This is a genomic window from Rhodococcus sp. 1R11 (genome assembly GCF_004563845.1).
GTDB lineage: Bacteria > Actinomycetota > Actinomycetes > Mycobacteriales > Mycobacteriaceae > Rhodococcoides.
Genome location: NZ_SPNG01000001.1, coordinates 563,722 through 589,934, shown reverse-complemented (window position 1 = coordinate 589,934; position 26,213 = coordinate 563,722). Strand labels below are relative to the sequence as shown.

At 65.5% G+C, this 26,213-nt stretch carries 26 protein-coding genes; 20 read left to right on the top strand and 6 right to left on the bottom strand.

What is annotated here, in order from left to right; translation table 11 throughout:
- The first annotated feature begins 99 nt into the window (after positions 1 to 99).
- The 8 genes from E4P29_RS02950 (at position 100) to E4P29_RS02915 (ending at position 8,673) form a co-directional block, all read left to right on the top strand.
- Complete coding sequence (locus E4P29_RS02950; RefSeq protein ID WP_135041711.1) at positions 100 to 1,014, top strand: DUF2520 domain-containing protein; 915 nt, start codon at positions 100 to 102, stop codon at positions 1,012 to 1,014.
- Entirely contained in the window at positions 1,011 to 1,919 is a 909-nt protein-coding gene (gene panC / locus E4P29_RS02945; protein WP_135041709.1) for a pantoate--beta-alanine ligase, read from the top strand. The genes E4P29_RS02950 and panC overlap by 4 nt, the downstream gene beginning before the upstream one ends.
- A 4-nt stretch (positions 1,920 to 1,923) precedes the next feature.
- Positions 1,924 to 2,355, top strand: a complete 432-nt coding sequence (gene panD, locus E4P29_RS02940; protein ID WP_057472908.1) for an aspartate 1-decarboxylase — start codon at positions 1,924 to 1,926, stop codon at positions 2,353 to 2,355.
- 4 nt (positions 2,356 to 2,359) lie between these two features.
- Positions 2,360 to 3,160 carry a type III pantothenate kinase gene (locus E4P29_RS02935; protein ID WP_032373865.1) on the top strand — a complete coding sequence of 267 codons (801 nt, stop codon included), beginning with the start codon at positions 2,360 to 2,362 and terminating at the stop codon, positions 3,158 to 3,160.
- 149 nt (positions 3,161 to 3,309) lie between these two features.
- Positions 3,310 to 3,879, top strand: a complete 570-nt coding sequence (locus E4P29_RS02930) for a cysteine dioxygenase family protein (RefSeq protein WP_135041707.1) — start codon at positions 3,310 to 3,312, stop codon at positions 3,877 to 3,879.
- The gene (locus E4P29_RS02925; protein WP_135041705.1) at positions 3,876 to 4,298 is read left to right on the top strand and encodes a rhodanese-like domain-containing protein; all 423 of its coding nucleotides are present in this window, start codon (positions 3,876 to 3,878) and stop codon (positions 4,296 to 4,298) included. The genes E4P29_RS02930 and E4P29_RS02925 overlap by 4 nt, the downstream gene beginning before the upstream one ends.
- A gap of 36 nt (positions 4,299 to 4,334) precedes the next feature.
- The gene (gene lysS / locus E4P29_RS02920) at positions 4,335 to 5,858 is read left to right on the top strand and encodes a lysine--tRNA ligase (RefSeq protein ID WP_135041703.1); all 1,524 of its coding nucleotides are present in this window, start codon (positions 4,335 to 4,337) and stop codon (positions 5,856 to 5,858) included.
- Positions 5,859 to 6,132: 274 nt separating this feature from the next.
- A complete protein-coding gene (locus E4P29_RS02915; protein ID WP_032391346.1) occupies positions 6,133 to 8,673 on the top strand; it encodes an ATP-dependent Clp protease ATP-binding subunit in 2,541 nt (846 codons plus the stop codon).
- Positions 8,674 to 8,914: 241 nt separating this feature from the next.
- Here E4P29_RS02915 and E4P29_RS02910 read toward each other — a convergent pair whose 3' ends face one another.
- Positions 8,915 to 10,111 (bottom strand): lipase family protein, encoded by a 1,197-nt coding sequence (locus E4P29_RS02910; protein WP_135041701.1) that lies wholly within the window; start codon positions 10,109 to 10,111, stop codon positions 8,915 to 8,917.
- 94 nt (positions 10,112 to 10,205) lie between these two features.
- Here E4P29_RS02910 and E4P29_RS02905 point away from each other — a divergent pair, with 94 nt between their 5' ends.
- Positions 10,206 to 10,643: an OsmC family protein gene (locus tag E4P29_RS02905; protein ID WP_027494355.1), complete on the top strand. Its 438-nt coding sequence runs from the start codon at positions 10,206 to 10,208 to the stop codon at positions 10,641 to 10,643.
- Between the two features lie 172 nt (positions 10,644 to 10,815).
- On the top strand, positions 10,816 to 13,110 hold the full coding sequence (locus E4P29_RS02900; protein ID WP_245154136.1) for a bifunctional diguanylate cyclase/phosphodiesterase: 2,295 nt from the start codon (positions 10,816 to 10,818) through the stop codon (positions 13,108 to 13,110).
- 15 nt (positions 13,111 to 13,125) lie between these two features.
- Here the strand turns inward: E4P29_RS02900 and E4P29_RS02895 are convergent, their stop codons facing one another.
- The gene (locus tag E4P29_RS02895; protein WP_027494354.1) at positions 13,126 to 13,437 is read right to left on the bottom strand and encodes an antibiotic biosynthesis monooxygenase; all 312 of its coding nucleotides are present in this window, start codon (positions 13,435 to 13,437) and stop codon (positions 13,126 to 13,128) included.
- 36 nt (positions 13,438 to 13,473) lie between these two features.
- Here E4P29_RS02895 and E4P29_RS02890 point away from each other — a divergent pair, with 36 nt between their 5' ends.
- Complete coding sequence (locus tag E4P29_RS02890) at positions 13,474 to 14,250, top strand: alpha/beta hydrolase (RefSeq protein WP_135041696.1); 777 nt, start codon at positions 13,474 to 13,476, stop codon at positions 14,248 to 14,250.
- The gene (locus E4P29_RS02885) at positions 14,217 to 15,026 is read left to right on the top strand and encodes an alpha/beta hydrolase (RefSeq protein WP_135041694.1); all 810 of its coding nucleotides are present in this window, start codon (positions 14,217 to 14,219) and stop codon (positions 15,024 to 15,026) included. The genes E4P29_RS02890 and E4P29_RS02885 overlap by 34 nt, the downstream gene beginning before the upstream one ends.
- On the opposite strand, the gene E4P29_RS02880 is transcribed toward E4P29_RS02885, so the two are convergent.
- The gene (locus tag E4P29_RS02880) at positions 15,023 to 15,907 is read right to left on the bottom strand and encodes an A/G-specific adenine glycosylase (RefSeq protein WP_135041692.1); all 885 of its coding nucleotides are present in this window, start codon (positions 15,905 to 15,907) and stop codon (positions 15,023 to 15,025) included. The genes E4P29_RS02885 and E4P29_RS02880 overlap by 4 nt on opposite strands.
- 183 nt (positions 15,908 to 16,090) lie before the next feature.
- Between E4P29_RS02880 and E4P29_RS02875 the strand changes: the two genes are divergently transcribed.
- From E4P29_RS02875 to E4P29_RS02865, 3 genes are all read left to right on the top strand, one after another.
- Positions 16,091 to 16,717: a carbonic anhydrase gene (locus E4P29_RS02875; protein WP_135041690.1), complete on the top strand. Its 627-nt coding sequence runs from the start codon at positions 16,091 to 16,093 to the stop codon at positions 16,715 to 16,717.
- Positions 16,718 to 16,828: 111 nt separating this feature from the next.
- Positions 16,829 to 17,575: a hypothetical protein gene (locus tag E4P29_RS02870; RefSeq protein WP_135041688.1), complete on the top strand. Its 747-nt coding sequence runs from the start codon at positions 16,829 to 16,831 to the stop codon at positions 17,573 to 17,575.
- 15 nt (positions 17,576 to 17,590) lie between these two features.
- Positions 17,591 to 18,460, top strand: a complete 870-nt coding sequence (locus E4P29_RS02865) for a hypothetical protein (protein WP_209205271.1) — start codon at positions 17,591 to 17,593, stop codon at positions 18,458 to 18,460.
- Between the two features lie 44 nt (positions 18,461 to 18,504).
- Here E4P29_RS02865 and disA read toward each other — a convergent pair whose 3' ends face one another.
- The 3 genes from disA to E4P29_RS02850 all read right to left on the bottom strand — a co-directional run bounded on the left by disA (position 18,505) and on the right by E4P29_RS02850 (position 21,801).
- Positions 18,505 to 19,590, bottom strand: a complete 1,086-nt coding sequence (gene disA / locus E4P29_RS02860; RefSeq protein WP_135041683.1) for a DNA integrity scanning diadenylate cyclase DisA — start codon at positions 19,588 to 19,590, stop codon at positions 18,505 to 18,507.
- Positions 19,591 to 19,718: 128 nt separating this feature from the next.
- On the bottom strand, positions 19,719 to 21,116 hold the full coding sequence (gene radA, locus E4P29_RS02855; protein WP_027494346.1) for a DNA repair protein RadA: 1,398 nt from the start codon (positions 21,114 to 21,116) through the stop codon (positions 19,719 to 19,721).
- Positions 21,117 to 21,192: 76 nt separating this feature from the next.
- Positions 21,193 to 21,801, bottom strand: a complete 609-nt coding sequence (locus E4P29_RS02850; protein WP_135041681.1) for a hypothetical protein — start codon at positions 21,799 to 21,801, stop codon at positions 21,193 to 21,195.
- A gap of 288 nt (positions 21,802 to 22,089) precedes the next feature.
- Here E4P29_RS02850 and E4P29_RS02845 point away from each other — a divergent pair, with 288 nt between their 5' ends.
- The 5 genes from E4P29_RS02845 to rlmB are packed head-to-tail and all read left to right on the top strand — an operon-like array spanning position 22,090 to position 26,162.
- Positions 22,090 to 22,578, top strand: a complete 489-nt coding sequence (locus E4P29_RS02845; protein ID WP_027494344.1) for a CarD family transcriptional regulator — start codon at positions 22,090 to 22,092, stop codon at positions 22,576 to 22,578.
- Between the two features lie 35 nt (positions 22,579 to 22,613).
- On the top strand, positions 22,614 to 23,279 hold the full coding sequence (gene ispD / locus E4P29_RS02840) for a 2-C-methyl-D-erythritol 4-phosphate cytidylyltransferase (RefSeq protein WP_135041679.1): 666 nt from the start codon (positions 22,614 to 22,616) through the stop codon (positions 23,277 to 23,279).
- The gene (gene ispF / locus E4P29_RS02835) at positions 23,276 to 23,740 is read left to right on the top strand and encodes a 2-C-methyl-D-erythritol 2,4-cyclodiphosphate synthase (RefSeq protein ID WP_027494342.1); all 465 of its coding nucleotides are present in this window, start codon (positions 23,276 to 23,278) and stop codon (positions 23,738 to 23,740) included. Before ispD ends, ispF begins: the two co-directional genes overlap by 4 nt.
- Before the next feature lie 23 nt (positions 23,741 to 23,763).
- On the top strand, positions 23,764 to 25,179 hold the full coding sequence (cysS, locus tag E4P29_RS02830) for a cysteine--tRNA ligase (protein WP_135041677.1): 1,416 nt from the start codon (positions 23,764 to 23,766) through the stop codon (positions 25,177 to 25,179).
- Positions 25,179 to 26,162 carry a 23S rRNA (guanosine(2251)-2'-O)-methyltransferase RlmB gene (gene rlmB / locus E4P29_RS02825; RefSeq protein WP_037195058.1) on the top strand — a complete coding sequence of 328 codons (984 nt, stop codon included), beginning with the start codon at positions 25,179 to 25,181 and terminating at the stop codon, positions 26,160 to 26,162. The genes cysS and rlmB overlap by 1 nt, the downstream gene beginning before the upstream one ends.
- Positions 26,163 to 26,213 lie beyond the last annotated feature (51 nt).

Sequence of the window (26,213 nt, the reverse complement as noted above, 5' to 3'; positions counted from 1 at the left end):
GGTTTCCCATGGCACGTTCGGTGCCGCTGTCGCTATTGTTCCCTGCAGGACGTCTGGTACCCGCAGAGCGGGACTGGAACGAACGAGAGGAAAATTTCGGTGACCTCATCAGGGTTCACTGGTGGTCTGTCTCCGGCTCGCTTGACCGTGGGTGTCGTCTCCGCCGGTCGGGTCGGTACGGCATTCGGTGAGGCGCTCGAACGCGTCGGACACGTTGTCGTCGGTGCCGCCGCGGTATCGGACGCATCCATCGCGCGAGTACGTGATCGATTGCCCGAGTCGCAGATTCTGCCTGTCGACGAGGTTGCACGTCGCGCCGAACTGCTGATCCTGGCAGTACCGGACTACGAACTGGCCTCGATCGTCGCCGGTCTCGCAGCGACCGGGGCGGTCGCGCCGGGCAAGTTGGTGGCGCACACCTCCGGCGCGAACGGAGTTGCAGTACTGGAGCCGTTGGCCGCGCTGGGCGCGGTGCCGTTGGCGATACATCCGGCGATGACCTTCAGCGGCGGAGCCGAGGACACCGACCGGATGGCGGCCGCATGTTTCGGCATCACCGCGGGCGACGAGATCGGTTACGCGGTGGCCCAAGCTCTCGTCCTCGAGATCGGCGGTGAGCCGGTCCACGTGCCCGAGAACAACCGGGCGCTCTACCACGCGGCGTTGGCCCACGGCAGCAATCACCTCGTCACGTTGGTGGTCGACGCTGTCGAGGCGCTGCGAGTTGCGTTGGCCGGTCCGGGTTTTCCTGGATCCGACGCCGAACGTGGTGTGCCCGAGCGCGTTCTGGCTCCGCTGCTCGAAGCTGCACTGGACAATGTGTTGCGCAACGGACAATCGGCGCTCACCGGCCCGGTGGCCCGAGGCGATACTGCGGCTGTCGGCAAACACCTCGAGGTGCTCGAGGCCGTGGATCCGCGGATCGCCGCCGGCTACCGAGCGCTGTCGCTGCGGTCCGCCCAACGTATCGGTGCCGCAGCCGATCTGATCGATATTCTGGAAGGGAAGCAATGACCCTCGCGGGCAGCTACACGAAGGGACAGTTGACGGTTCACCACGATCCCGCGGTGATCACGTCGGTGTCCAAGGCCCTACGTGGCGTCGGCAAGCAAGTTGCTCTGGTGCCGACCATGGGTGCGCTGCATGCCGGACACCTGCAGTTGGTGCGCCAGGCGAAGCTCACCGGCGCGGTCGTGATCGTGTCGATCTTCGTCAATCCACTGCAGTTCGGCGTGGGGGAGGACCTCGACGCCTATCCGCGAACCCTCGACGCCGATGTCGAACTGCTCCGCGGTGAGGGCGTGGAACTGGTATTCGCGCCGTCCGCGTCGGACATGTACCCGTCCGGGCCGCGCACCACGATCCATCCCGGCCCGCTCGGTAGTGAACTCGAAGGTGCCAGCAGACCAACGCATTTCGCGGGAATGCTCACTGTCGTGGCCAAGCTGCTGCAGATTGCGGCTCCGCATCGGGCGTACTTCGGGGAGAAGGATTACCAGCAGCTGACACTGATTCGTCAGATGGTGCGAGACCTGAACTTCGACGTCGCGGTCATCGGAGTCCCGACGGTCCGTGAGCAGGACGGTCTGGCGCTGTCCTCGCGCAACAGGTATCTCGATGCCGAGCAGCGTGACGCTGCAATGGCGTTGTCGGCGGCACTCGTGGCCGGGGCGCACGCCGCTGCCGGTGGCCCGGAGGCGATCATCGCCACCGCGCGCGCCGTGCTCGACGAGGCACCTCTGGTGCAGGTCGACTACCTCGAAGTGCGAGACCCGCACCTCGGGCCCGCTCCCGAACGGGGAGACGGCAGGCTGCTCGTGGCCGCCAAGGTGGGCACCACGAGATTGATCGACAACGTCGGTGTCGCCGTCGGCACGGGCTTTCTCGAATACCCCGACGATCCCAAAAGTGGAGAGTGACACAATGTTTCGAACGATGATGAAGTCCAAGATCCATCGCGCCACCGTCACGCATGCCGATCTGCACTACGTGGGCTCGGTGACCGTCGATCAGGAGCTGATGGAAGCGGCCGATCTGCTCGAAGGCGAGCAGGTCACCATCGTCGACATCGACAACGGTGCGAGGCTCGAGACCTACGTGATCACCGGTGAGCGGGGCAGTGGCGTCATCGGAATCAATGGGGCCGCAGCGCATCTGGTGAACCCGGGCGATCTGGTCATCCTGATCGCCTACGGGGTCATGAACGAGCAGGAGGTTGCCGACTACTCGCCACGGGTGGTGTTCGTCGACGACAAGAACCGGCCGGTCGAGCTCGGCAGCGACCCGGCTCATGCGCCCGCCGGTTCGGGCCTGATCACGCCGCGCGATCTGCGGGCCGATTCCGTGCTGGTCTGACTCGATGCTTCTCGCAATCGATGTACGCAACACCAGCACGGTGGTCGGGCTCTTCACCGGCACCGGGGATCACTCGAAACTGCTGCGCGACTGGCGTATTCGTACCGATCCCCATGTGACGGCGGACGAGCTGGCGTTCATGTTGCGCGGGCTGTTGGGTGAACAGGCCGAGCAGATCACCGGGGTGACGGCTCTGTCCACGGTGCCGTCCGTGCTGCGCGAGATGCGGACGATGCTCGTGCGCTACTGGGATCACGTGGTGCACGTGGTGGTCGAACCCGGTGTGCGGACCGGGGTTCCGCTGCTGGTGGACAATCCCAAAGAGGTCGGTGCCGACCGTATCGTCAATACCCTTGCCGCGCATGACCTGTACGACTCGGCGTGCATCGTCGTGGATTTCGGCACGACCACGTGTGTCGACGTCGTCTCGGCCAAGGGCGAGTTCCTCGGCGGAGCGATCGCGCCCGGTCTCGAAATCTCGGCCTCGGCCATGTCGACTCGCACCGCAACGCTGCGTGAGGTCGAGATGGTGCGGCCGCGGTCGGTGCTGGGAAAGAACACCGTCGAGTGCATCCAAGCAGGCACCATCTTCGGTTTCGCCGGCCTGGTGGACGGACTCGTCGGACGCATCAGACGTGAGGTGCCCGAGGTCAAAGGCACCGACGTCGCGGTCATCGGTACCGGAGACATCGCTGCGCTGATCCTGCCCGAGTCGACGACCATCGAGCACCACGAACCGGACCTGACGCTCGAAGGGCTACGCCTCGTCTACGAACGCAACATGGCAAAGCGGCGCCCGCGCTGAGGGTTTCGCGCTGACCGTTTCGAACCAGCGCTAGCGCAACCGGCGTTCGTGTGTCAGAATCGTCGGCGTGATGACGTGCATGGCCACCCAGGAGTGTTGTCGAGGCTGACCGCTGCCTCGTTCGTTACACACCCCTGGAGTAGAGCTTCATGCTTTCCACACCTGTATTTTCTGTACCCACCCGACCCCGATCGACCTCGCGGTCGGTCTCGACGTTGCCGACGCGGCTTCGTCCACCCGACCTGCTACGCATCACCGATCAGGGCGCATCGGACGTCCTCGAGGGGCGTTTCGACCACCTGCTTCCCGGCGGTGGGCGGTGGCCGACCGACGAGCGCTGGGCCACTCGTCTGCACTCGGACGACGATCTCGACGTCTGGTTGATCAGCTGGGTTCCCGATCGGTCCACGGAACTGCACGATCATGCCGGCTCGCTCGGTGCGTTGACAGTCCTGAGCGGATCGTTGCTCGAATATCGCTGGGCTGGAACCGAATTGAAGCAGCGTCATCTGGAGGCGGGTGACCAGGCGTCGTTCCCGTTGGGGTGGGTGCACGACGTGATGCACAGTCCGTCCTCCGCCACGCCCGGTCCCACCCTCAGCGTGCACGCCTACTCACCGCCGCTGACGGCGATGTCGTACTACGAAGTGACCGAGCGGTCGACGCTGCGTCGTACCCGCAGCGAGCTCACCGCCGAACCCGAGAAGGCCACGAGATGACCATCGTCGAAATGCTCGAATCCGCTCGCGAGACCATCGATCGCATCACCGTCTTCGAACTGCGCGACGCGGTCGACCGCGGTGCCGTCGTGATCGACATTCGCCCGCAGGCCCAGCGCGCCGTCGAAGGAACGCTGCCGGGCGCGCTGGCCATCGAACGCAACGTCCTGGAATGGCGTTTGGATCCCACCAGTGACGCCCGGCTGGCGATCGCCACCGACCACGACGTCGAGTGGATCGTCATCTGCTCCGAGGGCTACACCTCCTCGCTCGCGGCGGCGTCGCTCAAGCTGTTGGGTCTGCACAAGGCCACCGATCTGGTCGGCGGCTATCAGGCACTGAAGTCGGCAGGGCTGCTCGGGGTGTTGACGCAGGCCAAGCACTGCGTTCGCGAGGCCGAGGCCGTCGCAGCGCACTGATCGTCCCGACAGTCTCGGACTGTAAAGTGTGTGCGCGTGAGTGATACAGCTTCTACCCAGCCGGCCGACGACACCCCGGAGCAGCTACGGATTCGTCGCGCCAAGCGCGCTGCGTTGCTCGAGCGCGGGGTCGAGGCGTATCCGGTGTCGGTTCCGCGGACCCATTCGCTGCTCGAGATTCGCACCGAGTTTCCCGAGCTCGAAGCCGACACGACGACCGGCCTGATCGTGGGAGTCGTAGGCCGAGTCATCTTCGTCCGTAACACCGGCAAGCTGTGCTTCGCCACACTGCAGGAGGGTGACGGCACCCAACTCCAAGCCATGATCAGCCTGGCGGGTGTCGGGGAGGACGCCCTCGCAGCCTGGAAAGCAGACGTCGACCTCGGTGACTTCGTGTTCGTGCACGGCGAGGTCATCAGCTCTCGTCGCGGGGAGCTCTCGGTAATGGCCGACGCATGGCAGATCGCGTCGAAGTCGTTGCGGCCGTTGCCCGTCGCGCACAAGGAGCTCAGCGAAGAGACGCGTATTCGGCAGCGTTACCTGGATCTGATCACGCGTCCGGAGGCCCGAGAGACCGCCCGCAAGCGCATCGCCGTCGTTCGTGAACTTCGCAACGCACTCGAGCGTCGCGGTTTCCTCGAGGTCGAGACCCCGATGCTGCAGACGCTGCACGGCGGTGCCGCGGCCCGGCCGTTCGTCACCCATTCCAATGCGATGGACACGGACCTGTACCTACGCATCGCGCCGGAACTGTTCCTCAAGCGCTGCGTCGTCGGCGGCATCGAGAAGGTCTTCGAAATCAACCGCAACTTCCGTAACGAAGGTGCGGACTCCTCGCACTCGCCGGAATTCGCGATGCTCGAAACCTACGAGGCCTACGGCACGTACGACGACTCGGCGAAGATGACACGTGAGCTCGTCCAGGAAGTGGCGGTGGCCGCGCTCGGATCCACCGTGGTCACCCTGCCCGACGGCACCTCCTACGACCTCGGCGGCGAATGGACGACGCTCGAGATGTACCCGTCGTTGTCGGAGTCGCTCGGATTCGACGTCACCCCCGAGACCACCGTCGACGAACTGCTCGCGATCGCCGACAAGGTCGGGCTGGACGTGCCGCGCAAGGACGGCGTCCCGATCTACGGCCACGGCAAGCTCGTCGAGGAACTGTGGGAACACCAGGTGGGCGACGCATTGACCGAACCGACGTTCGTCCGTGATTTCCCCGTCGAGACGTCGCCGCTGACGCGTCAGCACCGCAGCAAGCCGGGCGTCACCGAGAAGTGGGATCTCTACGTCCGCGGATTCGAGCTGGCGACCGGCTACTCGGAGCTGATCGACCCGATCATCCAGCGCGAGCGCTTCGAGGACCAGGCGCGTCAGGCTGCCGCAGGCGACGACGAGGCGATGGTGCTCGACGAGGACTTCCTTGCCGCCATGGAACAGGGAATGCCGCCGACCACCGGAACCGGTATGGGAATCGACCGTCTGCTGATGGCGTTGACCGGGCTGGGTATCCGAGAAACGATCCTGTTTCCGATCGTCAAGCCGTCGCAGGCCTGATCGGTAGGTAGAGCGCTGTTCGCCAGCAGCGGACATCGAATGGGAAACGTTTTGCATAGTGCCTGCGTTATGAACAGTAAGCAGGCAAGGCAGTCCGTATTCGCGGGCGGTTGCGCAGCATTTCAGGGGTGGAGGGTCGGCGTTCGTAACGTCGGCCAACTACAGTGAGAACCAGTCTTACCTTCAAATGCACAAGCGACCTCAGCGTATGGACACTGCGGCGCTAGAAGAACTGGTGGGCGAGCTACCACCCACCAAGAAGTGAGGGAGAGCGATGTTCGAGAGGTTCACCGATCGCGCGCGGCGTGTTGTCGTCTTGGCTCAAGAAGAAGCCCGGATGCTCAACCACAACTACATCGGCACGGAGCACATTCTGCTCGGCCTCATCCACGAGGGCGAAGGCGTCGCCGCCAAGTCTCTCGAGTCGCTGGGCATCTCCCTCGAAGGAGTACGCAGCCAGGTCGAGGAGATCATCGGCCAGGGCCAGCAGGCTCCGTCCGGTCACATCCCGTTCACCCCGCGCGCCAAGAAAGTACTCGAGCTCAGTCTGCGTGAAGCACTGCAGCTCGGCCACAACTACATCGGCACCGAGCACATCCTGCTCGGCCTGATCCGCGAAGGCGAAGGCGTCGCAGCTCAGGTTCTTGTCAAGCTCGGAGCCGACCTCAACCGGGTACGCCAGCAGGTCATCCAGCTGCTGTCCGGTTACCAGGGCAAGGAACCGTCCGAGAGCGGCAGCGGCCGCGGCGAGGCAGGTACCCCGTCGACGTCACTGGTTCTCGACCAGTTCGGACGCAACCTCACCCAGGCCGCGCTCGAAGGCAAGCTCGACCCGGTCATCGGTCGCGCGAAGGAAATCGAGCGCGTCATGCAGGTGCTGTCGCGTCGTACGAAGAACAACCCTGTTCTGATCGGTGAACCCGGTGTCGGTAAGACCGCGGTCGTCGAAGGCCTCGCTCAGGCCATCGTCAACGGCGAGGTTCCCGAGACGCTCAAGGACAAGCAGCTCTACACTCTCGACCTCGGCTCGCTCGTGGCCGGCAGCCGTTACCGCGGTGACTTCGAGGAGCGCCTGAAGAAGGTGCTCAAGGAGATCAACACCCGCGGCGACATCATCCTGTTCATCGACGAGCTGCACACGCTCGTCGGCGCAGGTGCCGCCGAAGGTGCCATCGACGCTGCGTCGATCCTCAAGCCGAAGTTGGCTCGTGGCGAACTGCAGACCATCGGTGCCACCACACTCGACGAATACCGCAAGTACATCGAGAAGGACGCCGCACTCGAGCGTCGTTTCCAGCCCGTCCAGGTCGGCGAGCCGACCGTCGAGCACACCATCGAGATCCTCAAGGGTCTGCGCGATCGCTACGAGGCTCACCACCGCGTCTCGATCACCGACGGTGCACTCGTCGCTGCCGCCACTCTGGCCGACCGGTACATCAACGATCGGTTCCTGCCCGACAAGGCAATCGACCTGATCGACGAGGCGGGCGCGCGGATGCGCATCCGCCGGATGACCGCGCCGCCAGACCTGCGTGAGTTCGACGACAAGATCGCCGACGCACGCCGGGAGAAGGAATCGGCCATCGACGCACAGGACTTCGAGAAGGCTGCGAACCTGCGCGACAAGGAAAAGACCCTCGTCGGTCAGCGCGCCGAGCGGGAGAAGCAGTGGCGTTCCGGTGACCTCGACGTCATCGCCGAGGTCGACGACGAGCAGATCGCCGAGGTTCTGGGCAACTGGACCGGCATCCCCGTCTTCAAGCTCACCGAGGAGGAGACCACCCGTCTGCTCCGCATGGAGGACGAGCTGCACAAGCGGATCATCGGCCAGGTCGAGGCAGTCAAGGCCGTCTCCAAGGCGATCCGTCGTACCCGTGCAGGTCTGAAGGACCCGAAGCGTCCGTCGGGCTCGTTCATCTTCGCCGGCCCGTCCGGTGTCGGTAAGACCGAGCTGTCGAAGGCTCTCGCGAACTTCCTGTTCGGCGAGGACGACGCACTCATCCAGATCGACATGGGCGAGTTCCACGACCGCTTCACCGCGTCGCGCCTGTTCGGTGCTCCTCCCGGATACGTCGGATACGAAGAGGGTGGCCAGCTCACCGAGAAGGTCCGCCGCAAGCCGTTCTCCGTCGTGCTGTTCGACGAGATCGAGAAGGCCCACTCGGAGATCTACAACACTCTGTTGCAGGTCCTCGAAGACGGTCGCCTGACCGATGGACAGGGACGCACGGTCGACTTCAAGAACACCGTGCTGATCTTCACCTCGAACCTCGGTACCTCGGACATCTCGAAGGCAGTCGGACTCGGCTTCTCCTCGGGTGAAGGCACCGGCTCGAACTACGAGCGGATGAAGCTCAAGGTCAACGACGAGCTGAAGAAGCACTTCCGCCCCGAGTTCCTGAACCGCATCGACGACATCGTCGTGTTCCACCAGCTCACGCGAGACGAGATCATCCAGATGGTCGATCTCATGCTCAACCGAGTCGAAGGTGCGCTCAAGAACAAGGACATGGCGATCGAGGTCACCGAGAAGGCCAAGTCGTTGCTGGCCAAGCGTGGATTCGACCCCGTCCTGGGTGCGCGGCCACTGCGTCGCACCATCCAGCGCGAGATCGAGGACGCGTTGTCGGAGAAGATCCTCTTCGGCGAAATCGAAGCCGGCCAGATCATCCTGGTCGACGTCGAGAACTGGGACGGCGAAGGCGCAGGCGAGGACGCGAAGTTCACGTTCCGCGGCGAGAAGAAAGCCATCATCGTCCCTGACGAGGTCCCGGTCGATCTGGCCAAGGCCGCCGGAGACAGCGACAGCGAGTAAGTTTCACAGCTCCACACAACGGGCGATCCTCTTCGGAGGGTCGCCCGTTGTCGTATGTCCACAAGCCAACCCACTCACCCGCCGACCCGCCGCCCCGCCACCAACCCCCCCGGCCCGCCCACCCACCCGCCACCCCCCGGATCAATGTGGGTTCCAGTCGGTCAGACTGCAACAAAGGCGCATTGATCCAGGCCCGGGCCGCGCAGAAGCCTCGGTGAACACCCTGATTTCGGTGCTGAGATCAGGCGTCGCTTTCGTGAACGAGGTCGGCGATCCAGGGCAGTATGTCGGCGTATGCGGCCAGGGCTCCGGGTGCATGGTTCGCGCCCGTCATCGGGAGGGCCGGAAAGTCGTATTCGCGGTAGGTGACGTCGGCACCGAGTGCCTGCCAGCGTTCGAGCAGAGTGCGGGACTGCTCGATCGGTACGACGTCGTCGGCGACGCCGTGCGACAGGTAGACCGGCATGCTCGGTGCGATTCGGCCGACGGTGTTCGCGTCGATCACCTGCGAAACACCAGGGTCGTCGAGGTGCGCGGTGAGTGGGTGTCCGTCGCGGGTCAGCGCTCTTGTGTCGACGGCGTCGTTCGCTGCGCGGTCCGTGCTGCACCAGTTCTGTGCGGCGTCGAGCAGCGCGGTGCCGTCGGCGTCGAACACGCTTCGGATCTCGTCGCCATGTTCGGGGTAGGCGTTGATCATGCCGTCGACCGCGAACAGGACGGCGCTGCCGAGGGTGGTGCCGTCGAGGGGCTCGATGTTCAGCGTCGGATCCGCGGGTGGCGCGCCGACGTAAGCGCCGACGATATTCAACTCCGGGGCGTAGGCGGCGGCGAGTTCGGCCGCCGAGGCAGAGGCGAACCCGCCTTCGGAGTATCCGTACAGAACCACGGGGGCGTCGCCGGCGGTTCTGGCCACGTCGAGCAAGGCGTGTCCCGAGGCCAGACGGTTCAGATACGTGTGCCCGCCCGGAGTGCCGAGTCCCTGGTAGTCGGTCGCTACGACGCGATATCCGGCCAGCAGTAGCGGCAGGATGGCGGGGGACGAGCCGACGGTGCCGAGAACCGCCGATCCGGCGCAGCGATCGGCCATCCCGGACGTGCCGGGCGCGTAGGCCATCACCGGTCGCGGTCCGGGGCCGGGCCACGGCGCGGTGGGGGTCATCGTGTACCCGGAGACGGTCATCGGTTCGCCGTGCGTATCGGTGGAGGTGTACAGGATTCGTTCGATGTCGAAGCCGAGCCCGAAACCTTTGGGCGAGTTCATCGGTCGTATTCGCACCACATCGCCGGGCGAATGTCCCGTCGATTCCACCGGCACGTCGTAGAAGTCCGACAGGGGATCGGCGACGGCGGGTGCCGACAGCGCGACTCCCCAGATCAGTACCCCCGAAACGATCACCGCTGTTCGCCGCAGCCAACTGGTCGATCGCTTGCTCGTCATCTCGAGATTTCCGCACTCGATGGCCCGGTCACCCCGCCGACGTTAGCCTGAGTATCGGCCCTATGAAGGGTCGACGACGAAAGGACTCGGTTCGATGCCAACACGTACCTCACGCACCGCTTGGAATGGAACTCTCGAACAAGGTTCCGGCCAGGTGGAGCTGTCCAGTTCGGGTGCAGCGACGTTCGACGTGTCGTTTCCCAAGCGTGCCGCCGAGAATGCAGACGGCACCACCAGCCCGGAAGAATTGATCGCGGCGGCTCATTCGAGTTGCTACGCAATGCAATTGTCGGCGCTGATCGCCGAAGCGGGCGGTACCCCGCAGAGTCTCGAAGTGACTGCTGATGTCTCGCTCGGTCCGGACCAGCCCGGTTTCAAGCTCACCGGTATCAAACTGACCGTCCGTGGCGAGGTGGACGGGCTCGACGCCGACGGGTTCGCGAAGGCGGCGCAGGCCGCGAAGGAGACCTGCCCGGTCAGTAAGGCCCTCACCGGCGTCGAGATCACGCTGGATGCCGCGCTGGAAGGCTGACGAGCGGATCACCCGATGTGAGACTGGCGAACCGTCGTCAGGTTTGGGATAGTTCGTGAATCGACCCATCCACGGATGGTTCGGCGCCGAATCGAGGTCAAGCATCGGGTTAGATCGGCTGTTGCATACCTTCGGGGAATGTAACGACCAGCCTAGGAAGGATGTGCCCACCATGTTGTGGACGCGCTTCCTAGGTCTGGGTGCTCTTGCAGTTGCAGCCCACATCGCAGCCCCGCCGGGAATACCCCGCGACATCGTCTTCGCAATCGTGGTCCTGGCCACAGTGTCTGCATTCGTGTGCCGGTACCTGCGCGAGAACGGTCCGGATCGGCGAACGTGGAAGTACATGGCCGTCGGTGTCGGCTGCTGGGGCGTGGGCGACGGGTTGGTCGCCCTGATGCAATACGGCGGCGGTCGGGTCTCGACCTTCTCGGCTGCGGACGTGCTGTTTCTGGCCGGGTACGTGATCATCGCTGTGGGATTCGCGCGTGCGGCCGACGAGAACGGGCTCGTTTTCGGTCTGGAAGAGCTGCTCGAATGTCTGGTGGTGGCGGTGGGCGTCGGTCTGGCCGCGTGGATGCTCGTCGTTCCCGGCGACTGGACGGGGTCAGCGGCCTCGATGCTCTCGTTCTTGCCTGCGACCGTATATATGACCGTCGATGCGTTCTTGCTGACTCTCATCGGCAGTCTCTATCTGTTGACGCGATCGACCGGAGTCCCTGTCGTAGCTGCCACGATCGGCACAGTGCTCATGGCCGTGTCCGACTTCGTCACCTTCTCTCGGATCGGCGATGTCGAGCTCTACCGCTCGCTACTTCCGAACACGCTGTGGCTGGCGGCCTACGTGTGCTTCGGGGTCGTTGCGCTGTTCGTGCCGAAACAGGCGGTCGCCCGCATCGAGCGTCCCGGTCCGTTCGGATTCGGGCGGGCACGATTCGTCGGTCTGGGTCTTGCGGTTGCCGTCACCCCGGTGGCCATGGCCGTGCAACTGGCTCGCGGAGTGCCCGTCGCGCAGTGGGGTTGGGTGATCGTGCTGTCCTCTGTGTTGGTCATCTCTCTGGTCGGAGCCAGGATGGCGTGCTTCCTCGGAACGCTGCGCAGACAGGCTTCGGTGCTCGAGAACGTGGCACGAACGGACGCGGTCACCGGACTGGGCAACCGTCGCCTCCTTCGCGAGCGGCTCGACGCGATGCTCGTCACACGCGGTGATTCGGACGTCTTCACGCTCGTGGTCGACATCGATCGTTTCGCTCAGATCAACGAGACGTTCGGCTACAGCGTGGGCGACAGCGTGCTCCGCGAGATCGGCCATCGCCTCGTCGCCTCGGTGCGATCCGACGATCTGGTGGGGCGACTGGGAGGCGATCAGTTCGTCGTCGCGATGCGTCGGCTGCCGGGCCGGACCGACATCTTCGACATGGCGCAACGACTCCAATTCGCGGTCAGCAGAACGATGTTCGTGCACGACATCAACGTCGCCCTCGACGCGGCCGTGGGGATAGCGGCGTTCGAGGAGTGTTCGGGGGAGTCGGGAACGAACGGTGTCGACGGCGAGGCGATGTTGCAGCGTGCTCATGTGGCGTTGACGTCGGCAAAAGCAGGCCATGCTCGCATCGGTCTGTACGAGCCCGACATGGACCGAAACCGGCACGATCAGATGCGACTGTTGGGCGAGCTCGACACGGCGATCCGTGACCATCAGCTCCGGGTGTTCTTCCAACCGTGTCTGGATCTCGAGTCGGGCAGCGTCGACCGCGTCGAGGCTCTGCTGCGGTGGCTGCACCCACGTGAGGGACTGATCGGGCCGTCGACGTTTCTACCCGATGCCGAGCGCACCGGTATGTTGCCCGCCATCACTGCACTCGTACTCGACGAGGCGCTCGCGCAGTGCAGCGCACTACGACGGCGGGGTGTCACTCTGTCTGTCTCGGTGAATCTTTCGGTTCGGAACCTTCTCGACGAGACGCTGACCGAGCAGGTCGCCGCGGCACTGACGAAACATTCGGTACCGGCGCACGCCCTGGAATTCGAGGTCACCGAAACCACCGCGATGACCGACCCGGTGCGATCGGTGGCTGCGTTGACCTCGTTGCGCAGCCTCGGGGTGACTCTTGCCATCGACGATTACGGGACCGGTTACAGCTCGCTGGCCTACCTGCAGACCCTGCCGGTGCAGACCCTCAAGATCGACCGCTCGTTCGTCTCGAAAATGAACTCCGACGACACCGACGCGTCCATAGTTCGTTCGACCATCGACCTGGCTCGGAGCCTCGGCGTGCGAGTCATGGCAGAAGGCGTCGAGGATGCCGGCACCCTCGACGCGCTTCGTCGGCTGGGTTGCGATGCGGCACAAGGCTTCTACCTCGGTCGTCCGATGCCTGCCGAGCTGTTGTTCGACGCCGTTCTCAAACTCGATTCCGACATGCCCACCAGACTGGAGTGGGAGCTCGCCCGTCAGCCCATCTGACGACGAACTGCGCCGTCACGAGGTGGCGGGCACGTCCAGCACGACCTCGAACTCCAGCAGCGACGCACCCGACGCGACCGGCTTGCTCTCGCCGGAGCCGGCGTGCGCCTGCCGTGACGGGCCACCGGACCAGGCCTGGAACGACTCCTCGTCCTCCCACTGGGTGACGACGAAATAGCGTGTCTCGCCCTTGACCGGACGGAGCAATTGGAACCCGAGAAAACCGGGCGAACCGTCGACCGTTCCGGCACGCGCGGCGAAGCGCTTTTCGAGCTCGGGGCCTGCGCCCTCGGGTACGTCGATTGCATTGATCTTCACAATGGCCATTCTCGGGAGACTACCCCGCCGATATGCTCGGCGGTGATGCTCTACGACGAGGGTGGATCCGGCCGTTCGATACTGCTGCTGCACGGGCTGATGGGCAGTGCGGCGACGTGGCGACGCCAGATTCCGTGGATCCGAGAATTCGGGCGGGTGCACACCTACGACGCCCCGGGCCACCGTCGGCCTCCGCCGCCCGAACTGACGACCGAGGCGTTCGTGGACGACCTGATCGAGCACCTCGAAACGGTGGGTCCCAGTGTGCTGGTCGGTCATTCGATGGGCGCGCTGCACGGCTGGTGTGCGGCTGCGCGGCGACCCGATCTGGTGACTGCGCTCGTCGTCGAAGACATCGCGCCGGACTTTCGCGGCCGAACGGCGGACGGCTGGGCGGCGATGATCCGGGCGTGGCCGCAACCGTTCCCGGACGCCGACGCGGTACGTGCCTTCTTCGGAGATGTTGCCGGACAGTACTTTCTGGATTCGTTCGAGCTCGGCGACGACGGCTGGCGACTGCACGGTGACGTCGACACGTTCGAGGCGATCTCGCAGGAGTGGGGAACTCGGCACTTCTGGAACGAATGGGATGCCGTCCGTGCTCCGGTTCTGTTGATCGAAGGCGAGCACACCATCACACCGGCCGGCCAGATGAGCCGAATGCACTCGGCCAAGCCCGGATCGGTATTCGTCCGAGTCGAGGGTGCGGCGCATCTCGTTCACGACGAAGCCCCGGAGCGGTATCGCGACGCCGTCGAGGGGTTCCTGCGCACACTAGGATCATCCGAATGCCGCTCGCACAGCTCAACGGAATCGACCTGAACTACGACGTCACCGGTGACGGACCGCTCGTGGTTCTGGTGATGGGAACGGGAAGCCCGGGCCGCGTCTGGCGAACCCACCAAGTTCCCGCCCTGGTCAAGAGCGGATATCGCGTGGTCACATTCGACAATCGCGGTATCGCACCGTCGTCCGAGTGTGCGCAGGGAATGACGCTCGACGACCTGGTCGCAGACACCGCCGCCTTGATCGAGCACCTCGGCGGCGGAAAGGTTCGCGTCGTCGGCACGTCGATGGGCGCACGCGTCACCCAGGAATTGGCGTTGGCGCGGCCGGATCTGGTGTCGCACGCAGTGATGATGGCCACCTACGGCAGAAACACCACGATGCGTCAGCAGTTGACGAAGGGCGAGAAGGATCTGTTCGACGCCCGGGTCGAACTTCCGGCCTCGTACCGGGCGGCGATGACTGCGATGCAGAACTTCTCGCCCAAGACCTTGGCCGACGAGGCAGCGATCGGCGACTGGCTGGCGGTGCTCGAATACTCCGGCGGCAAGAAGACGGCCGGCATGCGGGCGCAGATCGGACTCGAAATGCGCGCCGGCACAGACCGATTGACGGCGTATCGCCGAATTTCGGCCAAGTCGCTCGTCGTCGGATTCGCCGATGACCGGCTCATTCCCGTGCAGCAGTGCCGAGAGGTGGCGGCGGCGATACCGGGCGCGCGCTACGTCGAAATTGCCGATACGGGCCACTTCGGCTACATCGAACGACCCGATGCGGTCAATGCGGCTCTGGTGGAGTTTCTGGCGTCCTAGCCGTCCGAACCCTCACCGGCCAGCGCGAACAATCCCGATTCGGTCTGCTCGATCAAGCCGTCGGTCAGCAGTGAGTCCAACGCGCGGTCACGCTGGGTGGGGTCGGTGGGCCAGACGATGTCGAGCTGGGCCCGCTCCACCGGCCCGGTGCTCTCCCGCAACACCGACATCAGTTTGCCGCGTACCTGTCGATCGGTTCCGGCGAACTTCTGCACCCTCTTCGCCGGGCCGGTGTGCGCAGGCCGCCCGGCCTCGATCCAGGCGCACTCGGGAAGTGGGCACAGCAGGCACGCCGGATTCTTGGCGGTGCAGATGAGCGCGCCGAGCTCCATCAACGCCGCCGAATACCGGGCGGCGCGGGGCACGCTGACCGGAAGCAGTTGTTCCACGTCGGCCAAATCCCTTGTCGTCGAGGGGTTTCCGGGCTCGGCGTTGCCGTGCAACGCACGCGCGACGACGCGTCGAACATTGGTGTCCACCACCGGAACTCGCTGGCCGTAGGCGAAAGTCGCCACCGCCCTGGCCGTGTAGGCCCCGATGCCGGGCAGACCGAGCAGGGTGTCGACGTCACGCGGAACCTCGTCGCCGTAGTCCTCGGCGAGCACCCGAGAACACTCGTGCAGACGTAATGCTCGACGCGGGTACCCCAGCTTCCCCCACGCCCGCAGTACCTCGGCCTGCGACGACGCGGCCATCGCCGAGGGAACCGGCCACCGCTGCACCCACTGCTCCCAGATGGGAGCCACCCGCACGACGGGCGTCTGCTGCAGCATGATCTCGCTCATCAGGATCTGCCATGCGGTCACTCCCGGACGACGCCACGGCAGGTCGCGTCCGTCGGTATCGAACCACCCGAGCAGGGCCTCGGCATCGATCGGCAACTGTGCGCCCTTCTTCTCGCGTCTGTGACGGATACCAACAGTAGTGAACCCGACTCGCCGGTAACCCGCCGCGCGTGCACCCGACTCGCCGGTAACCCGCTGTGCGTGCACCCGACTCGCCGGTAACCCGCCGCGCGTGCACCCGACTCGCCGGTAACCCGCCGCGCATGCACAATGAGAGCTATGCCTGCTTCGAATCCGATCGCTGCCTGGAAGTCACTCAAGGAAGGCAACCAACGGTTCGTCTCCGGAGAGGTCCTGCATCCGTCGCAGGGGATCGAGGATCGCGCCCGGCTCGAGAGCGCTCAGCACCCCGGGGCCATCCTGTTCGGCTGCGCCGACTCACGTGTCGCCGCCGAGATCATCTTCGATCAGGGCCTCGGCGACATGTTCGTCGTTCGCACCGCCGGCCACGTCGTCGATTCCGCCGTTCTGGGCTCCATCGAGTACGGCGTCGCGGTGCTCAATGCTCCGCTGATCGTCGTGCTCGGTCATGACCACTGCGGTGCCGTCCAGGCGACCGTCGACGCACTCGAAAGCGGTGACGTGCCCGGAGGCTACATCCGCGACGTCGTCGAGCGCGTCACCCCGTCGGTGCTCTCGGCCCGACGCGACGGCCACGAAGCCGTCGACGAGTTCGAGGCGCGGCACGTCCAGGAAACCGGCAACCTGCTGATGCAGCGTTCGCGCATCGTCGCCGAGAAGGTCGAAGCCGGCGATCTGGCGATCGTCGGACTCACGTACCAGCTGTCCAAGGGGCGCGCGCAGCTTCGCGAGGTCATCGGCGACATCGGCGAACAGCCGGCCTGAACCGTCGAACAGCCCGCCTGACGGTCCGGCAGCCCTCGAAAGCCCGTTCGCCGGTGCGACACGCCGCGTGGGCTCAGGGATAGCGTGGCTTCGGCCGCATACGGTTGATTCGTGTTGGAACCGACCGGGCCATTGCCTCCCGAAATCTACTGGCGACGCCGCGCACTCGCCATCGGTGCGGCCGTTGTCGTCCTCGGCTTGATCGTGTGGTTCATCGCCTCGCTGAGCGGCCGTTCCGACGACCCCGAGGCCGCTCCGGCCGGGGTCGCAGCTCCGGCCACCACGTCCGCGCTACCGTCGCCCAGCTCGTCTGCTACACCCGGCGGTTCGGGCGGCTCCGGTGGTTCGGGTGAGGGATCGGGCGGTTCCGGTGGGTCCGGTGGTTCGGGCGGCGGTTCCGACTCCGCGGCAGGCGGTGCCACGGCAGCAGCAACGACCAGTGGTGCGCCCGCTCCCGCGATCGCCAACCAGTGCCCGGATCAGTCGCTCGCCATCAAGGTGACGCCCGAGAAGGCCACCTATCGCCTCGGCGAAGAGCCCGTGTTCACCGTCGTGATCACCAACATCGGTTCGGCGGAGTGCCAGCGCGACGTCGGTGCCGGGCTGCAGCAGGCGCTCGTGTACACCCTCGACAATCAGCGGATCTGGTCCAACATCGACTGCTTCCCCAACGCTGCATCGGATCTGCGAACCTTCAAGCCCGGTGAGCAGGCCGGCTTCACGGTGAAGTGGTCTGGTACCAACTCTGTTCCCGGCTGCGGTGAAGAGCGCGTCCCGGTCGGCGTCGGCGCATACCAGGCCATCGCGCAGCTCGGCGAGCTCAAGAGCGTGCCGGAACCGTTCAACATCACCGGCTGAGTACGGTCGATCCTCATGACCACCCCGACAGCGCTTGCCCGAGCGGCCTACACGACGCTCGAACCCTTCCATGTGACTGCGTACTTCAATCCGGAACTCGGATCTGCGTACGAGGACACCGGACTCGACGGTCATGCCTGGTACGTGGGCGCACGGGCCGCGCCGATGGGTCCGTGCGCACCCAGCGTCGTCGCGGCTGCGTTCTACAACTTCAACCCGGTGTTGATCGAGCAGGCGTGGCCGGCCGCTGTGGCCGTCGGTCTGGATGCAGTGTCCGATCGTCGGTGGGCCCTGCTCGACTCCGTCCTCGGCACAGCATTGGGTCCCTTGGCCTCCGAGCCCGATCTTGCGACCATCGCGGAGCGGCTGCGCAGCATCGGCGACGCGGCGTCCTTCGCCGGCCGTCCGCTCGCGGCAGCATGGCATTCCACCGAACGACCCGACGTGCCACATCTCGCCCTGTGGCATTCGATCACCGTGCTGCGTGAATGGCGCGGCGACGGACACCTTGCCGCCTTGGTCGACGCAGAACTCGACCCGGTGGAAGCAGCGGTGTTCCACGAAGCCGTCCGCCCGACACCGCAGCCCGGACGCCGAGCCCTCGGCAAGCGCATCACGCAGCTGACGCGACAGTGGTCGGAGGGCGAATGGGACTCGGCCGCAGAGCGACTCGCCGTCCGGGGACTGCTCACCACTTCCGCGGAGGGTGAGACGTTGACCGACGCCGGCACAGTTCTCGATCGGCACATCGAGGATCGCACCGACGCCATGGCCTCGGCAGTGTGGAAGACCGTTCCGGATGCGGAGCAGCTGATCACAAGCGCACGGCCATACGTGAAAGCCGTCATCGACGCCGGTTTCCTCCCGGGGACCAAGAAGCGGTAGGGCTACCGGTTCCCGGTGTTCCCGGGTGTCGGTCGTAGCGCTTCCTAGTCGTAGGGCCCGGAGATCGAGGCCTCTGCCAAGCGGGACAGTCCTTCTCGAATGTGCCTGGCCCACAGACTGCCGATGCCGTCGACCGACTGCAGATCGGCCGCGGTGGCGGCGAGCAGGCCCTGCAAGGTGCCGAATGCGCCTACGAGTCGGTGAATCTGGCTGAACTGCAAACGCGGTACTCGCGTCAGTACGCGATAACCGCGCGGGCTCATCGGGGTATCCAACGCTTCGATGGTCGCGGGATAACCGAAGGCCCGGGCCAGAGTCGTCAGGTCCAACAGATCCACGTCGGTCAGCTTGTCCAGAGCCGCGAGCGCTTTCTCCACGCCGGTGGTGCTCGACGGTTCGTTGCCCGCGAGATAGTCGCGCACGATCAGTTGACGGTCGATGTCGTTGTCGCCCAACAACTCTTCGAGCTGGAGGGCGAGCTGACGGCCGTCGGTGCCGAGCTCGAGGACGTTCTGCTCGATTTCCACCGATACCCGTCGCACCATCTCGAGGCGCTGGGCGACGGTCAATGCGTCGCGCAGGGTCACGAAATCTTCGATCTCCACGACCGAGAGTTGACGGGTGTTCTCGTCGAGCCGGGCCTTGTACCGTTCGAGCGTGGCGACGGCCTGGTTGGCGCGCGAGAGAATGGTGGCAGAGCCCTCGACGACGTGCCTGATGCCGCTGATGTAGACGCTGACGATGCTCATCGACTGGCTCACGGAGACAACGGGATACCCGGTCTGCATCGCGGTTCGCTCGGCCGCGCGGTGTCGGGTGCCGGATTCGACGGTAGGAATCTTGTGGTCCGGGACGAGCTGAACGTTGGCCCGAACGATGCGCTGCCCGTCGGTCGAAAGCACCACTGCGCCATCCATTTTGGACAGCTCGCGCAGTCGCGTCGGCGCGAACTCGACATCGAGCTCGAACCCGCCGTCGCAGATGGCCTCGACCTCTTCGTCGTAGCCCAGGACGATCAATCCGCCGGTGCGACCTCGCAGGATTCGCTCGAGACCGTCCCGCAGGGCGGTGCCCGGTGCCAGTCGAGCGATGGTCTCGCGTAACGCCGGGGACTGCGCGGCGCCTTCCATGGCCAACTCCCTCGTGTCGTAACGGCATGCGGCAGATCCGGAGCTCGTGCCCAACAAAGACTAACGCGCTGCCGTAGGCAGGCAATGCCGTTGCACACGGGCAGCGCGGTAAAGGGTACCGCCCGGTGTCATACCGGCCGCATACGCGTGTACGTCAGGGCCTCACCGACGTTGGTGACGGTTTTGACCTTGATACCGGGCGGGATGGGGCCCGCGTCCTCGGGAACGATGGCGTAGTTGAAGCCCAATCTGGCCGCCTCGGCGAGGCGGCGCCCGAGCCCTGCGACGCGTCGTACCTCGCCGGCCAGCCCCACTTCCCCCAGAATCACCATCCCGGCGGGCAACGGTTGATCACGCACTGCCGAGGCCACCGCAGCTGCCAGCGCCAGGTCTGCGGACGGCTCACTCGTGCGCATCCCACCGACCGTCGCGGCATAGACCTCGGCCTTGGACACTTTCACCCCGCACCGGCGTTCCAGGACGGCCAGAATCATCGCGACACGGGCGTGATCGAGTCCGCTGACCGCGCGTCGTGGTGACGGCATCGCGGTGTCGACGATCAGTGCCTGCAGCTCGGCCAGCAACGGCCTCTTGCCGTCCATCGTGACGGTGACCGCCGTCCCCGGGACGGCGTCGTTGCGGTGGTGCAGGAACAGCCCGGAGGGATCGCTGATGCCGACTATTCCGGTCTCCCGCAACTCGAAGCAGCCCACTTCGTCCGAGGCACCGAACCGGTTCTTGACTCCGCGAATCATGCGGAGCGTGGAGTGCTTGTCGCCCTCGAAGTTGAGGACCACGTCGACGAGGTGTTCGAGCGAGCGCGGGCCTGCCACCGCACCTTCCTTCGTCACGTGTCCCACGAGCAGAACGGCGACCCCGGTGGTCTTGGCCAGCGTGGTCAACGCACTGGTGATGGCACGGACCTGGGTGACACCGCCGATGACGCCGTCGACGTCGGCGGCGAGCATCGTCTGTACCGAGTCGACGATCAGCAGGCTGGGCTTGACCTGTTCCACGTGGCCGAACACCGTTGCGAGATCGGACTCGGCGGCGAGGAAGACGCGTTCGTGCACCGCGCCGGTACGGTCCGCCCGCAGCCGAACCTGCCCCGCGGATTCCTCACCGGTGACGTACAACGCGCGGCGGTCGGGAGCCGAACGAGCCCACCGATGCACCACCTCGAGCAGCAGCGTCGACTTGCCGACACCGGGCTCACCGGCCAGCAGAACGACCGAACCGGGCACCAAGCCACCGCCGAGAACACGATCGAATTCGTCGATGCCGGTGGTGTTCGCCTGCGAGGTTGCGCTGCTGATGGTCGTCAGTGCTGCTGCGGGCGTCGTCGGGATCATCGCGCCGCCGCCCGAGCGGAGCGCCGATGCACCAGCACGCGACGTGAGCGGTGCTGCGGTGGCTTGGACCTCGTCCATCGAGCCCCAGTCACCGCATTCGGGACACCGGCCGACCCACTTGGAGACCGAATGATGACACGCGGAGCAGCGGTAGCTCGACTTCAGTTTGACCACGTCGGAAGCCTAACGATCGGCACCGACAGGTCCGGTGACCTCGAAAAATGGGGGCCCGAGACCTCGACCCGAAAGGTCAGTGTCCGCCGCTGTGCTCGGATACTGCCTCTGCGGAGCGCTCGAGTTCGTGACCGGCATCGACGGGCACGTTGACGACAATGTCGCCGGCGTTCGCGAACTGGAAGGTGACCGGCAGGGTCAGGCCCGGGCGCACGTTCTCGCTGATGTCGGCCATCTCGACCTTGATGAGCTGGATCGGAAGCAGCGGATCGTCCAGCTGAGTGTCGGCGGGCGATCCGGCACCGAGCGCCGTCAGCGGAGCGATCTCGGTGCTGCCCGGTTCTGCCTCGTCGACGATGGTGACCTGAGCCTCGGGAGAAGAGATCCCGGTCAGCTCGTCCGCGACGGCGGGGTTGGCGTTGATGGCCGTGAAGCCGAGCTCGACGGTGCCGCCGGGCTCGATGCTGTACTCCTCGGAGTTGGGGTACACCACGTGAACGTTGCGAAGCTGGATATCCCCGACGTCGGCGGAATTGCCGTTGACCGCCGCGACCTGAGTGGCCGTCTGCGAAATCTGACCTGCGCCGCAGGCCGTGAGTGCGAGGGTGCCACCAGCGAGAAGCGCGAGGGCGGCGGCCGTTCTGCGATGGCGGCCAAGCGGTGTCGCAGCGTCGATTGCAGTCACTTCGGTCGTCCTCCATGTGGTGCCGGGCCGGCTCGGTCCATCTCGTCCACTAGGCAGAGTAGTAGTTCTCGTCCACCGGCCGCTCGTGGGGTCCGCCACTGCTCACGATGCGCCAGGTAGGGCAGCCTTCCGCAAGGAACGGGGGTGTTACGACCGCGGCCGAAATGTGGCCCCGGATACACGTCGAACCGTCTGTGTCAACCCCTGATTCGGCAGCGCTGTGCCCCTGACCTGCGCCGTTGATATTGGGCGTGGTATTCTGGGTAAATCGAAAGGGGCACTTGTCACATGATTTTCAAGGTCGGAGACACCGTCGTTTACCCCCATCACGGAGCGGCGCTGATCGAAGCGATAGAGACACGCACCATCAAGGGTGAACCGAGAGAGTACTTGGTTCTCAAGGTCGCGCAAGGCGACCTCACCGTTCGAGTCCCCGCGGACAATGCCGAGTACGTCGGCGTTCGCGATGTCGTCGGGCAAGAAGGCCTCGACAAAGTCTTTCAGGTGCTGCGCGCACCGCACACCGAAGAGCCCACCAACTGGTCGCGTCGCTACAAGGCCAACTTGGAGAAGCTGGCTTCCGGTGACGTGAACAAGGTGGCAGAGGTCGTTCGTGATCTCTGGCGTCGCGAGCAGGATCGTGGATTGTCGGCAGGCGAGAAGCGGATGCTCGCCAAGGCACGTCAGATCCTCGTCGGCGAGCTGGCTCTGGCCGAGGGAACCGACCAGGCCAAGGCCGACACCATGCTCGACGAAGTTCTCGCCACCGCTTCGTAGAGTGAGCAGCTTCGCAGAATGAACAGCTTCGTAGAGTGAACGGTACCGCCGGCGACGTTGTCGCCCTGGTACCCGCAGCAGGTAAAGGCCTTCGGCTCGGACACGACGAGCCGAAGGCTTTCGTCTGTCTGGGTGCCGACTCTCTTCTGACGCGGTCCGTGGACGGACTGCGTGCCTCGGGTGCCGTCGACCGCATCGTCGTCATCGTGCCCGTCGATCTGCTCGACGCGGCCCGCGGGCTCGTCGGCGACGACGTCACCGTCGTGGCAGGCGGCCGCGAGCGCACCGATTCGGTTCGAGCCGGTCTCGCCGTCGTCGGAGATGCCTCCGTCGTGCTCGTCCACGACGCCGCCCGCGCTCTCACCCCGCCCGCGTTGATCGCTCGCGTCGTCGCCGAGGTCCGAGCCGGACGTTCGGCTGTCATCCCGGTGCTGCCCGTCGTCGACACCGTCAAGGAAGTCGATCTCATGGGCGCTGTGGTGGGCACGCCCGATCGCGCGAGTCTGCGTGCGGTACAGACCCCGCAGGGCTTCGACGCCGACGTCCTGCGTCGCGCCTACGACGCGACATCCGACATCTCCACCGACGATGCGGGACTGGTCGAGCGCATCGGCGAGACAGTGCACACCATCGTGGGCGACGCGCTCGCATTCAAGATCACCACCCCGCACGATCTACTACTGGCAGAGGCGCTCCTATGAGAGTCGGCATCGGCACCGACGTCCATCCCATTGCTCCCGGTCGGCCCTGCTGGCTGGCCGGATTGCTCTTCGAGGACGCGGACGGGCTCGAGGGTCACTCGGACGGCGACGTCGCCGCCCACGCGCTGTGTGATGCCCTGCTGTCCGCTGCGGGCCTGGGCGATCTGGGGTCGGTCTTCGGCACCGGGCGTCCGGAGTGGGACGGAGTCAGTGGAGCCGCGATGCTGACCGAGGTACGACGGTTGCTCGACGCAGACGGTTTTGCGGTCGGCAACGCTGCGGTGCAGATCATCGGTAATCGGCCCAAGATCGGACCGCGCCGCGTCGAGGCGCAGGACGTTCTCTCGGGTGTGCTCGGTGCGCCGGTGTCGGTGTCCGCGACCACTACCGATGGGCTCGGGCTGACCGGTCGGGGCGAAGGAATCGCGGCCGTCGCGACCGCACTTGTCATGACGAGGTAAAACCACCGGTAGCATTGCTGGTCGTGACCCTTCACCTACACGACACCGAGACGAGGGCCCTGCGGGAATTCACCCCCTTGGTCCCTGGCCATGTATCGGTGTACCTGTGTGGCGCGACGGTGCAGGGTGAGCCCCACATCGGCCACGTACGCAGCGGAGTGGCGTTCGACGTCCTGCGCCGCTGGCTGTTGGCACACGACTACGACGTCGCTTTCGTTCGCAACGTGACCGACATCGACGACAAGATCCTGAACAAGGCGCGCGACGCCGGTCGTCCGTGGTGGGAGTGGGCGGCAACCTACGAGCGTTCGTTCACCTGGGCCTACGACCGACTCGGTGTGCTGCCGCCGTCCGCCGAACCGCGTGCGACCGGCCACATCACTCAGATGGTCCAGATGATCGAGCGGCTGATCGAACGTGGGCACGCGTATGCCGATTCGTGCGGAGACGTGTACTTCGACGTACAGAGTTTCCCGAGTTACGGCGCGTTGTCCGGTCACAAGCTCGACGACGTACACCAGGGCGAGAGCGTTGCCGAGGGCAAGCGCGATCCTCGCGACTTCACGCTGTGGAAGGGTGCCAAGCCCGGCGAGCCCTCGTGGCCGACGCCGTGGGGCCCAGGCCGCCCCGGCTGGCATCTCGAGTGCTCTGCGATGGCGGAGACATACCTCGGCGCGGATTTCGACATCCATTGTGGCGGACTCGATCTGGTGTTTCCGCATCACGAGAACGAGCGGGCGCAATCCATGGCCGCCGGCGACGGCTTCTCGCGCTACTGGTTGCACAACGGCTGGGTGACGATGGGCGGCGAGAAGATGTCCAAGTCTCTCGGCAACGTTCTCTCGGTACCCAATGTGCTCAAAAAGGTTCGGCCGCAAGAACTTCGGTTCTACCTCGGCGGCGCGCACTATCGCTCGATGCTCGAGTACTCCGACACTGCGCTCGAGACCGCGGCGGTGACGTACCGAGGAATCGAGGGATTCGTGCGGCGAGCCGTCGAACGCGCCGGTGACGTTCCGATGGGCAAGTGGACCGCAGGGTTTGCCGCGGCTCTCGACGACGATCTGGGAGTTCCCAAAGCGTTGGCCGAGATTCACGCCACCGTCACCCTCGGCAACACCGCCCTCGAGTCCGGTGACCTGGCAACAGCCGTGGAGCATGCGAGCAGTGTGCGGGCGATGCTCGACATCCTCGGTGTCGACCCCCTCGATCCGCACTGGTCGAGCGACAGTGGTTCGGATGCAGCAGCTCTCGGTGCACTCGGCGTTCTCGTCGAGGCCGAGCTGGAGCGTCGAGCAACGGCGAAGGCGACCAAGGACTGGGCCGTCGCCGACGAGATACGCGATCGACTGGCGCAGGCCGGAGTCGATGTGACAGATACACCCAACGGGCCCGAATGGTCGCTGGGTACGAGCAAGACCGACGAAGCAGGTTTGTGATGGCAGGCAATTCGAGTAGGCGCGGCGCAATCCGCAAGGACGGCACCAAGAAGGGGCAGGTCGCCGGATCCGGAGGCAAGCGTCGTAAGGGCCTCGAGGGCCGCGGCGCAACACCCCCCGCCTCCGAGCGCACCAAGCATCCCGCAGCGCGTCGGGCGAAGCTCGCCGAGAAGTCCGCGCAGAACCGCGGCGCTACCACCGGAGGACGCGCGGGTGGACGTCCGGCCGGGCGCAAGGCCGAAGACGGTCCCGAGGTGGTACTCGGTCGCAACCCGGTCGTCGAATGCCTGCGTGCAGGTGTACCCGCTACGGCCCTGTGGGTTGCCGTCGGTACCGACAGTGACGATCGACTCAAGGAAGCCGTGCAACGCGCAGGCGACGCACGGATCTCCATCCTCGAAGTTCCCCGATCGGATCTGGACAAGCTCAGCGCCAACGGACTGCACCAGGGCCTCGCCCTGCAGGTGCCGCCGTACCGCTACGCGCACCCCGACGATCTGATCTCGAACGCGCGCACGCACCAGGAACCCGCGCTGCTCGTGGCGCTCGACAACATCACCGACCCGCGCAACCTCGGCGCTGTCGTGCGTTCGGTGGCCGCGTTCGGTGGCCACGGCGTCGTGATTCCGCAGCGTCGCAGCGCCAGCGTGTCGGCCGTGGCGTGGCGCACCAGTGCCGGTGCCGCAGCTCGCCTACCCATCGCGCGAGCAGTGAATCTGACTCGCACACTGAAGGATTGGCAGTCCAAGGGCGTCACCGTCGTCGGCCTCGACGCAGGCGGCGACACCGAACTCGACACCTTCGACGGTAAGGGGCCGGTCGTCATCGTCGTCGGATCCGAGGGCAAGGGCCTCTCGCGTCTGGTCAGCGAGACCTGCGACCACATCCTGTCGATTCCGATGGCCGGGCCGGTCGAGTCGCTCAACGCCTCCGTCGCGGCGGGCGTCGTGCTGGCCGACATCGCTCGTCAGCGTCGAGGCTGAACCCCACACCCTTTGTGCGAACCTCACACCCCTGTCATGACTCGAATGGGC

Bases quoted from the DNA above. Each gene is read 5' to 3' on its own strand.
- panC (WP_135041709.1), top strand. From the start codon at position 1,011: ATGACCCTCGCGGGCAGCTACACGAAGGGACAGTTGACGGTTCACCAC.
- panD (WP_057472908.1), top strand. From the start codon at position 1,924: ATGTTTCGAACGATGATGAAGTCCAAGATCCATCGCGCCACCGTCACG.
- E4P29_RS02935 (WP_032373865.1), top strand. From the start codon at position 2,360: ATGCTTCTCGCAATCGATGTACGCAACACCAGCACGGTGGTCGGGCTC.
- E4P29_RS02930 (WP_135041707.1), top strand. From the start codon at position 3,310: ATGCTTTCCACACCTGTATTTTCTGTACCCACCCGACCCCGATCGACC.
- E4P29_RS02925 (WP_135041705.1), top strand. From the start codon at position 3,876: ATGACCATCGTCGAAATGCTCGAATCCGCTCGCGAGACCATCGATCGC.
- E4P29_RS02915 (WP_032391346.1), top strand. From the start codon at position 6,133: ATGTTCGAGAGGTTCACCGATCGCGCGCGGCGTGTTGTCGTCTTGGCT.
- E4P29_RS02910 (WP_135041701.1), bottom strand. From the start codon at position 10,111: ATGACGAGCAAGCGATCGACCAGTTGGCTGCGGCGAACAGCGGTGATC.
- E4P29_RS02905 (WP_027494355.1), top strand. From the start codon at position 10,206: ATGCCAACACGTACCTCACGCACCGCTTGGAATGGAACTCTCGAACAA.
- E4P29_RS02900 (WP_245154136.1), top strand. From the start codon at position 10,816: ATGTTGTGGACGCGCTTCCTAGGTCTGGGTGCTCTTGCAGTTGCAGCC.
- E4P29_RS02895 (WP_027494354.1), bottom strand. From the start codon at position 13,437: ATGGCCATTGTGAAGATCAATGCAATCGACGTACCCGAGGGCGCAGGC.
- E4P29_RS02890 (WP_135041696.1), top strand. From the start codon at position 13,474: ATGCTCTACGACGAGGGTGGATCCGGCCGTTCGATACTGCTGCTGCAC.
- E4P29_RS02885 (WP_135041694.1), top strand. From the start codon at position 14,217: ATGCCGCTCGCACAGCTCAACGGAATCGACCTGAACTACGACGTCACC.
- E4P29_RS02875 (WP_135041690.1), top strand. From the start codon at position 16,091: ATGCCTGCTTCGAATCCGATCGCTGCCTGGAAGTCACTCAAGGAAGGC.
- E4P29_RS02865 (WP_209205271.1), top strand. From the start codon at position 17,591: ATGACCACCCCGACAGCGCTTGCCCGAGCGGCCTACACGACGCTCGAA.
- disA (WP_135041683.1), bottom strand. From the start codon at position 19,590: ATGGAAGGCGCCGCGCAGTCCCCGGCGTTACGCGAGACCATCGCTCGA.
- E4P29_RS02845 (WP_027494344.1), top strand. From the start codon at position 22,090: ATGATTTTCAAGGTCGGAGACACCGTCGTTTACCCCCATCACGGAGCG.
- ispF (WP_027494342.1), top strand. From the start codon at position 23,276: ATGAGAGTCGGCATCGGCACCGACGTCCATCCCATTGCTCCCGGTCGG.
- rlmB (WP_037195058.1), top strand. From the start codon at position 25,179: ATGGCAGGCAATTCGAGTAGGCGCGGCGCAATCCGCAAGGACGGCACC.